We start from the raw sequence: 8,480 nt of genomic DNA, 5'->3' as shown, positions 1-8,480 counted from the left end.
CTTGCGTCGGGGACTTGGGCACTGTTGCTTGAGAATCATGTTACAGGGATATATGAAAGGTATTCAGGTGACTATAGCACGAAGGTTCCACCTCTTCCCATTCCGAACAGAGAAGTTAAGCTTCGTCACGCCGATGGTACTGCGCAAGTGGGAGAGTAGGTAGTCGCCGTCTTGAGGCCCCGGATTCCGCAAGGAGGTCCGGGGCTTTTTTGTGTCCCGGCGTGCCGTCGGTCCGCCGGACGCCCCGCACGGCCTTCCGCCGTGAATCCTCCCTCGCGGGACATATCCTTCACGGTGAAACACCCCTTTCACCGGAAATGCCTTGTATACCAGGCTGCTGCCTGGCTTGTGAAGGCGTGAAGCCTGTTTCCGGAAACACTTCTGTAAGAGATGCTGTGCTTGTCTATCCTTCGTTTCACTGCTTCCGAGAGGATTTTGGAATGCTTATCTTGTTCGAACTGCTTCATCCGGTGAGTTCGGTGCATTGTTTCGCTGAATTCCTTTCCTTCCATGTTCGGTAAAGAACGATGTTTTGTGTATGTTTGCAGGTATAAACCTTTATCGACAATAAATCTATATCAATGGCATGAATACACACTTCACTTCTGCCTTATTGGCTATATTTCTGCATGCTTGGAAAAATCTTTCCTCGTTATCTGCCTAGGATGTTGATTGTATTGTTACATTGAATAGCAATGAGTCATGTATTTTTGATTCCTTTCCTTATATTTGCATTTACTGTATAAAATGAAATATTATGGTAATAAAAACAATTTTGGATACCGATTTATATAAGTTTACAACCTCGTACGCTTATATCAAGCTGTTCCCTTATGCGATGGGTACATTCACTTTCATAGATAGAGATGATACTGAGTATACAGAAGGTTTTCTGGAGGCTTTGAAAAGCGAAATCCATAATCTGTCTATGGTGCAGCTGACATCAGAAGAACTGGAGTATATGGCTTCACATTGCCGTTTCTTGCCAAGAGTGTACTGGGAATGGCTTTCGTCTTTCCGTTTTGACCCTGATAAGATAGAGGTTGGTCTGGACGAACACCGTCATCTTCAGATGAGGGTAACCGATTATCTGTATAAAGTGACACTTTATGAAGTGCCCTTATTGGCCATTGTTTCCGAAATCCGGAATCAGTTCTTGAACCGTATTCCTGATAAAGAGACTTTATTGCTCCGGTTGGCCGATAAGGTAAAGCTCTCTAATGATCATCAGATGCCTTTTTCGGAATTCGGAACCCGTCGCCGTTTTTCCTTCGATGTACAGAAACTGGTAGTTGCCTACTTGAAGGAAAATGCCCGTTATTGTACAGGTACTTCCAATTGTTATCTGGCCATGAAGTATGACATGCGTCCGATGGGTACGCATCCGCATGAATGGTTCATGTTCCACGGAGCTCAATTCGGATATAAGCATGCCAATTACATGGCTTTGGAGAACTGGGTAAATGTATACGATGGAGATTTGGGTACAGCTTTGTCGGATACCTATACTTCCGATTCTTTCTTGAGCAATTTCAGCCGGAAGCAGGCCAAACTGTTTGATGGCGTACGTTGTGATTCGGGAGATGAAATAGAATTCATCGACCGTTTGATTGACCGCTACAAGGAGTTGGGTATAGACCCTACTACCAAGACCATCATTTTCAGTAATGCGCTTGATTTCGGAAAAGCTTTGCAGATATTCGAGTATTGCAAAGGGAAAATCCGTTGTTCATTCGGTATCGGAACGAATCTGACGAACGATACGGGATTTCCACCTGCTAATATCGTGATGAAACTTTCCCGTTGTAAGATGAATGTTAATCAGGAATGGCGTGAATGTGTCAAATTGTCGGATGATATGGGTAAACATGTGGGTAGTACGACCGAAGTTGGTGCCTGTTTGCACGAATTACGCCTGTCCATACCCGATGAATAAGTCTCGGTATCTTTCAATATTTATTGATAATATTTAGGACTATTCCTTTTTGATGTGATAAATTATAATTAAAGACGATAAAAAAGTTTCATTTTTATTTTGATGTTAGAAATTATTGCATACCTTTGCATCGCAATAAAAAATAATAGAAGATATAAATGAACAACTGGTTTTTACATATTTTGCTATGCGGTCTGATTAATCTGCTGGGAACCCCGGTGGGAAGTGAGTCGCGTGCCTGTTAGTTGTAAAAACTGTATGATATTGAGCCTTTCTCACTTCCCTGTGCGAAAGGCTTTTTGTTTGAATAATGATTGATAATAAAAAATAATAGTCCTATGAGTGATAGATTATTCATTTTCGACACCACGCTTCGTGATGGTGAGCAGGTACCCGGATGCCAGTTGAATACCGTTGAAAAGATTCAGGTAGCCAAACAGCTGGAGGCATTGGGAGTAGATGTGATTGAAGCAGGATTCCCGGTATCTAGTCCGGGCGATTTCAATTCGGTGATAGAAATATCGAAGGCGGTAACATGGCCTACCATCTGTGCGTTGACCCGTGCTGTCCAGAAAGATATTGATGTAGCTGCCGAGGCACTGAAGTTCGCCAAGCATAAACGTATCCATACCGGTATCGGTACTTCCGATTCACACATCAAGTATAAGTTCAATTCTACCCGTGAGGAAATTATCGAACGTGCGGTTGCGGCAGTAAAGTATGCACGCCGTTATGTAGATGATGTAGAATTCTATGCTGAGGATGCCGGACGTACAGAAAATGAATACCTGGCTCGTGTGGTGGAAGCTGTTATCAAGGCAGGTGCTACAGTGGTCAATATTCCGGATACTACCGGTTATTGTCTTCCTGCCGAGTATGGTGAAAAAATCAAGTACCTGATAGATCACGTCGATGGTATAGATAAGGCTATCATTTCTACCCATTGCCACAACGACCTGGGAATGGCAACTGCCAATACCATCAGCGGTGTATTGAACGGTGCCCGTCAGGTAGAGGTGACTATCAACGGAATCGGAGAACGTGCCGGAAATACGGCGTTGGAGGAAGTGGCCATGATTCTCCGTTGTCACCATAGCATTGATATCGATACGAATATCAATACCCAGAAGATTTACCCGACCAGCCGCATGGTATCCAGCCTGATGAACATGCCGGTACAACCCAACAAGGCGATTGTGGGTAGAAATGCGTTCGCGCACTCTTCGGGTATCCATCAGGACGGTGTGTTGAAGAATGTACAGACTTACGAAATCATCAATCCGAAAGATGTAGGTATCGATGATAACGCCATTGTATTGACTGCCCGTAGCGGACGTGCCGCTTTGAAACATCGTCTGCATATCCTGGGAGTAGAGATGGGACAGGAAAAACTGGATAAGGTTTACGAAGATTTCCTGAAGTTGGCCGACAAGAAGAAAGATATTACAGATGACGATATCCTGGTATTGGCCGGCGCTGACCGCAATGTCAACCATCATATCAAGTTGGAATACCTGCAGGTTACGAGTGGAGTCGGTGTCCGTTCGGTAGCCAGTCTGGGACTGAACATTTCGGGCGAGCACTTTGAATCTGCCGCTACCGGAAACGGTCCGGTGGATGCGGCTATCAAGGCGGTGAAACAGATTATCAAGCGTCAGATGACTTTGAAAGAGTTTACCATCCAGGCCATCAGCAAAGGCAGTGATGATGTAGGTAAGGTGCACATGCAGGTAGAATACGACGGACAGATGTACTACGGCTTCGGTGCGAATACGGATATCATCGCCGCCTCGGTAGAAGCTTACATCGATTGTATCAATAAATTCAAGAAATAACAATAAACGAGATAAAATCAACGTAAAATGGCTAACACATTATTTGATAAGATATGGGATGCACATGTCGTGCAGAAGGTGGAAGAAGGTCCTACCCAGTTATACATCGACCGTCTCTACTGCCATGAGGTGACCAGTCCACAGGCCTTTGCCGGAATGCGTGCACGAGGATTGAAGTGTTTCCGTCCGGAACGTATCTATTGTATGCCGGACCATAATACTCCGACTCACGACCAGGATAAACCGATTGAAGACCCGGTTTCGAAGACACAGGTCGATACGTTGGCAAAGAATGCCGCCGATTTCGGACTGACTCATTTCGGAATGATGAACAAGAAGAACGGTATCATTCATGTGGTAGGTCCGGAAAGAGGATTGACATTGCCGGGAATGACCATTGTCTGTGGTGACTCACATACGTCTACCCACGGTGCCATGGGAGCGGTTGCCTTCGGTATCGGGACTTCGGAAGTAGAGATGGTAATGGCTTCCCAATGTATCCTGCAGGCCCGTCCGAAGACCATGCGTATCACCATCGATGGGAAATTGGGCAAGGGAGTGACTGCGAAAGATGTAGCTCTTTATATGATGTCGAAGATGACTACCAGCGGTGCTACCGGTTATTTTGTGGAATATGCCGGCGAGGCTATCCGTAGTCTGACTATGGAAGGACGTCTTACCCTGTGTAACCTTTCTATCGAAATGGGAGCCCGTGGAGGTATGATTGCTCCGGACGAAGTGACTTTCGAGTACATCAAAGGACGTGAATATGCTCCGAAGGGAGCGGAATGGGACAAGGCGGTGGCTTACTGGAAAACCCTGAAGAGCGATGACGACGCAGTGTTCGATAAGGAAGTCCGTTATGATGCTGCCGATATCCAGCCGATGATTACTTACGGAACCAATCCGGGTATGGGCATGGCTATCACCGATCACATTCCTACTACCGAGGGTATGAGTGAAGTAGAAAAGAGCTCGTTCGAGAAATCCATGCACTACATGGGATTCCAGCCGGGAGAGTCTTTGTTGGGTAAGCAGGTGGATTATGTGTTCCTGGGCGCTTGTACCAACGGACGTATCGAAGATTTCCGTGCATTCGCTTCTATCGCGAAGGGACGGAAGAAAGCCGAACATATTATCGCATGGCTGGTTCCCGGTTCTTGGATGGTAGACGAACAGATCCGTGAAGAAGGTTTGGACAAGATTCTGGAAGAAGCCGGATTCGAAATCCGTCAGCCGGGTTGTTCCGCTTGTCTGGCTATGAACGACGACAAGATTCCGGCCGGCAAGTATTCGGTTTCTACCAGCAACCGAAACTTTGAAGGTCGTCAAGGTCCTGGTTCACGTACGCTGTTGGCTAGTCCGCTGACTGCCGCTGCCGCTGCTGTAACTGGTGTCATCACCGATCCAAGAACACTTATGTAAAAACGAAAAGTTATGAAACAGAAATTCAATATCCTCACCAGCACTTGTATTCCTCTTCCGCTGGAAAATGTAGATACCGACCAGATTATTCCGGCCCGTTTCCTGAAGGCAACCACGCGCGATGAAAAATTCTTCGGCGATAACCTGTTCCGTGACTGGCGTTACAAACCGGACGGTTCGTTGAACGAAGAGTTCGTCCTGAATAATCCGACATACAGCGGACAGATACTGGTTGCCGGAAAGAATTTCGGTAGCGGTTCCAGCCGTGAACATGCGGCTTGGGCCATTGCCGGTTACGGATTCCGCGTCGTGGTTTCAAGTTTCTTTGCCGACATCCATAAGAATAATGAACTGAACAATTTCGTGTTGCCGGTAGTTGTCAGTGAGCCGTTCCTGAAAGAACTCTTCGATTCGATTTACGCTGACCCGAAAACCGAGGTGGAAGTCAATCTGCCGGAACAGACCATAACCAATAAGGCAACCGGAAAATCGGAGAAGTTTGAAATCAATGCCTATAAGAAGCATTGTCTGATGAACGGACTGGACGACATCGATTTCCTGGTACAGAATAAAGATAAGATTGAAGCGTTCGAGAAGGGACGCGGATAATCCCACAATAGCGAGATTTTCAACATGGAAGAAAGACCGAAAATAGAAATCATGGATACGACACTCCGCGATGGAGAACAGACCAATGGAGTGTCGTTTGTACCCCGTGAAAAGTTGATGATAGCCCGCCTGCTGCTGGAAGACCTGAAGGTTGACCGGATTGAAGTAGCCTCGGCACGTGTGTCGGACGGTGAATTGAATGCAGTCAGAATGATTTGTGAGTGGGCGGCACGCCGGAACTACCTGTCTCGGGTAGAGGTGCTGGGGTTTGTCGACGGAAATGTATCGGTCGATTGGATTTACAGTGCCGGATGTCGGGTCATCAACCTGCTGACGAAGGGTTCGGAGAAGCATTGCAGGTGTCAACTGAAAAAGACGCTCGATGCGCATGTACGCGATATCCTGGAAGTTGTCCGTTATGCCCATAGTCGGGGAATGGATGTAAATGTCTATCTGGAAGACTGGAGTAACGGTATCAAGGATTCTCCGGAATATGTGTTCGGCCTGATTGACGGATTGCGGGAGAGTGGTATCAAGCGTTTCATGTTGCCTGATACACTCGGTATCTTGAACCCGTTGCAGGTCATCGAATATATGCGGAAGATGCGGAAACGTTATCCGGAACTGCACTTCGATTTCCATGCGCACAATGATTATGATTTGGCTGTAAGTAATGTACTGGCAGCGGTACTTTGTGGGGTGAAAGGCCTTCATACCACACTGAACGGATTGGGTGAACGGGCCGGAAACGCTCCGTTGGCCAGTGTACAAGCCATTCTGAAGGATCATTTCCACGCCATTACCAATATTGATGAAAGTCGTCTGAATGATGTAAGCCGGGTGGTGGAATCGTATTCGGGTATCTCTATCCCACCCAATAAACCGATTGTCGGTGAGAGTGTCTTTACCCAGGTGGCGGGAGTGCATGCCGACGGTGACAACAAGAATAACCTGTACTGCAATGACCTGTTGCCCGAGCGTTTCGGTCGTGTACGCGAATATGCGTTGGGTAAGACCAGCGGTAAGGCGAATATCCGGAAGAATCTGGAGAGTCTGGGACTGGAGCTGGACGAAGAAGCCATGAAGAAGGTGACGGAACGCATTATCGAACTCGGGGACCGGAAAGAACTGGTGACTCAGGAGGATTTGCCTTACATTATTTCGGATGTGCTCAAGCACGAGGGGGATGCCAACCGGGTGAAACTGCTCAGTTATTTCGTTACCCTGGCCAAAGGCTTGAAACCGATGGCTACGCTGAGTATTGAGATAGATGGTCAGATTTATGAGGAAAGTTCTTCCGGTAACGGACAGTACGATGCGTTTGTACGTGCCTTGCGGAAAATCTACAAGACTACGCTCAACCGTAAGTTCCCGATGTTGACCAATTATGCCGTGACTATTCCCCCAGGGGGACGGACCGATGCCCTTGTGCAGACCGTCATTACCTGGAGGCATGAGGATAGGGAGTTCCGTACCCGTGGCTTGGATGCCGACCAGACGGAAGCAGCCATCAAGGCTACCATTAAAATGTTGAACATGATAGAAGACAAAACAAATAATTAATTATGGAATTTAAAATAGCAGTATTACCGGGCGATGGTATCGGTCCTGAAATCTCTGTACAGGGCGTAGATGTCATGACTGCCGTTTGTGAGAAGTTTGGTCATAAAGTATCGTATGAATATGCGCTCTGTGGCGCGGATGCCATCGATAAGGTAGGCGATCCGTTCCCGGAAAAGACCTATGAAATCTGCAAGAATGCCGATGCGGTATTGTTTTCGGCTGTAGGTGACCCGAAGTTTGACAATGACCCGACTGCCAAGGTACGTCCGGAGCAGGGATTGCTGGCCATGCGTAAGAAACTGGGGCTGTTTGCCAATATCCGTCCGGTACAGACATTCAAATGCCTGTTGCACAAGTCTCCTTTGCGTAGCGAACTGGTGGAAGGTGCCGATTTCATCTGCATCCGCGAATTGACCGGCGGTATGTATTTCGGTGAAAAATACCAGGACAATGACAAGGCATACGATACCAACATGTATACCCGTCCGGAAATTGAACGCATTCTGAAGGTGGGCTTCGAATATGCCATGAAACGCCGCAAACACCTGACCGTAGTCGACAAGGCCAATGTATTGGCTTCTTCCCGTCTGTGGCGTCAGATTGCTCAGGAAATGGCTCCGAAGTATCCGGAAGTACAGACCGACTACATGTATGTAGACAATGCTGCCATGCGTATGATTCAGGAACCGACTTTCTTCGATGTCATGGTAACGGAAAATACGTTCGGTGATATCCTGACCGATGAGGGGTCTGTTATCAGCGGTTCTATGGGATTGCTTCCTTCGGCTTCTACCGGCGAAAGTACTCCGGTATTCGAACCGATTCACGGATCTTGGCCACAGGCTAAGGGACTGAATATCGCTAATCCGTTAGCACAGATTCTGTCTGTAGCTATGTTGTTTGAATATTTCGATTGTAAGGAAGAAGGCGCACTTATCCGTAAGGCTGTAGATGCTTCGCTGGATGCATGCGTACGTACTCCGGAAATCCAGGTGGCCGGTGGTGCCAAATACGGTACCAAAGAAGTAGGTGCTTGGATTGTAGATTATATTAAGAAAGCATAAGAATTGATTTAGGGCTATTTCGAGAGAGCTGCCTCTTTCCCTGATTGG

General features: G+C 47.1%; 6 protein-coding genes and 1 rRNA gene. All 7 read left to right on the top strand.

Going from position 1 to position 8,480, the window contains the following annotated elements; genetic code table 11:
- Positions 1-63: 63 nt before the first annotated feature.
- Positions 64-172, top strand: a 5S ribosomal RNA gene (rrf, locus tag C510_RS0115395).
- Positions 173-757: 585 nt separating this feature from the next.
- Positions 758-1,936 carry a nicotinate phosphoribosyltransferase gene (gene pncB, locus C510_RS0115385; RefSeq protein ID WP_018712165.1) on the top strand — a complete coding sequence of 393 codons (1,179 nt, stop codon included), beginning with the start codon at positions 758-760 and terminating at the stop codon, positions 1,934-1,936.
- Positions 1,937-2,274: 338 nt separating this feature from the next.
- The gene (locus C510_RS0115380) at positions 2,275-3,771 is read left to right on the top strand and encodes a 2-isopropylmalate synthase (protein ID WP_018712164.1); all 1,497 of its coding nucleotides are present in this window, start codon (positions 2,275-2,277) and stop codon (positions 3,769-3,771) included.
- A gap of 27 nt (positions 3,772-3,798) precedes the next feature.
- Positions 3,799-5,196: a 3-isopropylmalate dehydratase large subunit gene (gene leuC, locus C510_RS0115375; RefSeq protein ID WP_018712163.1), complete on the top strand. Its 1,398-nt coding sequence runs from the start codon at positions 3,799-3,801 to the stop codon at positions 5,194-5,196.
- A gap of 12 nt (positions 5,197-5,208) precedes the next feature.
- Positions 5,209-5,805 carry a 3-isopropylmalate dehydratase small subunit gene (leuD, locus tag C510_RS0115370; protein ID WP_018712162.1) on the top strand — a complete coding sequence of 199 codons (597 nt, stop codon included), beginning with the start codon at positions 5,209-5,211 and terminating at the stop codon, positions 5,803-5,805.
- Between the two features lie 24 nt (positions 5,806-5,829).
- A complete protein-coding gene (locus C510_RS0115365) occupies positions 5,830-7,368 on the top strand; it encodes an alpha-isopropylmalate synthase regulatory domain-containing protein (protein WP_018712161.1) in 1,539 nt (512 codons plus the stop codon).
- Between the two features lie 2 nt (positions 7,369-7,370).
- Positions 7,371-8,432, top strand: coding sequence for a 3-isopropylmalate dehydrogenase (leuB, locus tag C510_RS0115360; protein WP_018712160.1), 1,062 nt, complete (start codon positions 7,371-7,373; stop codon positions 8,430-8,432).
- The last annotated feature ends 48 nt before the right edge of the window (positions 8,433-8,480 follow it).

It is taken from the genome of Phocaeicola barnesiae DSM 18169 = JCM 13652 (assembly GCF_000374585.1).
GTDB lineage: Bacteria > Bacteroidota > Bacteroidia > Bacteroidales > Bacteroidaceae > Phocaeicola > Phocaeicola barnesiae.
Note: the sequence above shows the minus strand (reverse complement) of the source record. Positions and strands in the feature narration are given on the sequence as shown.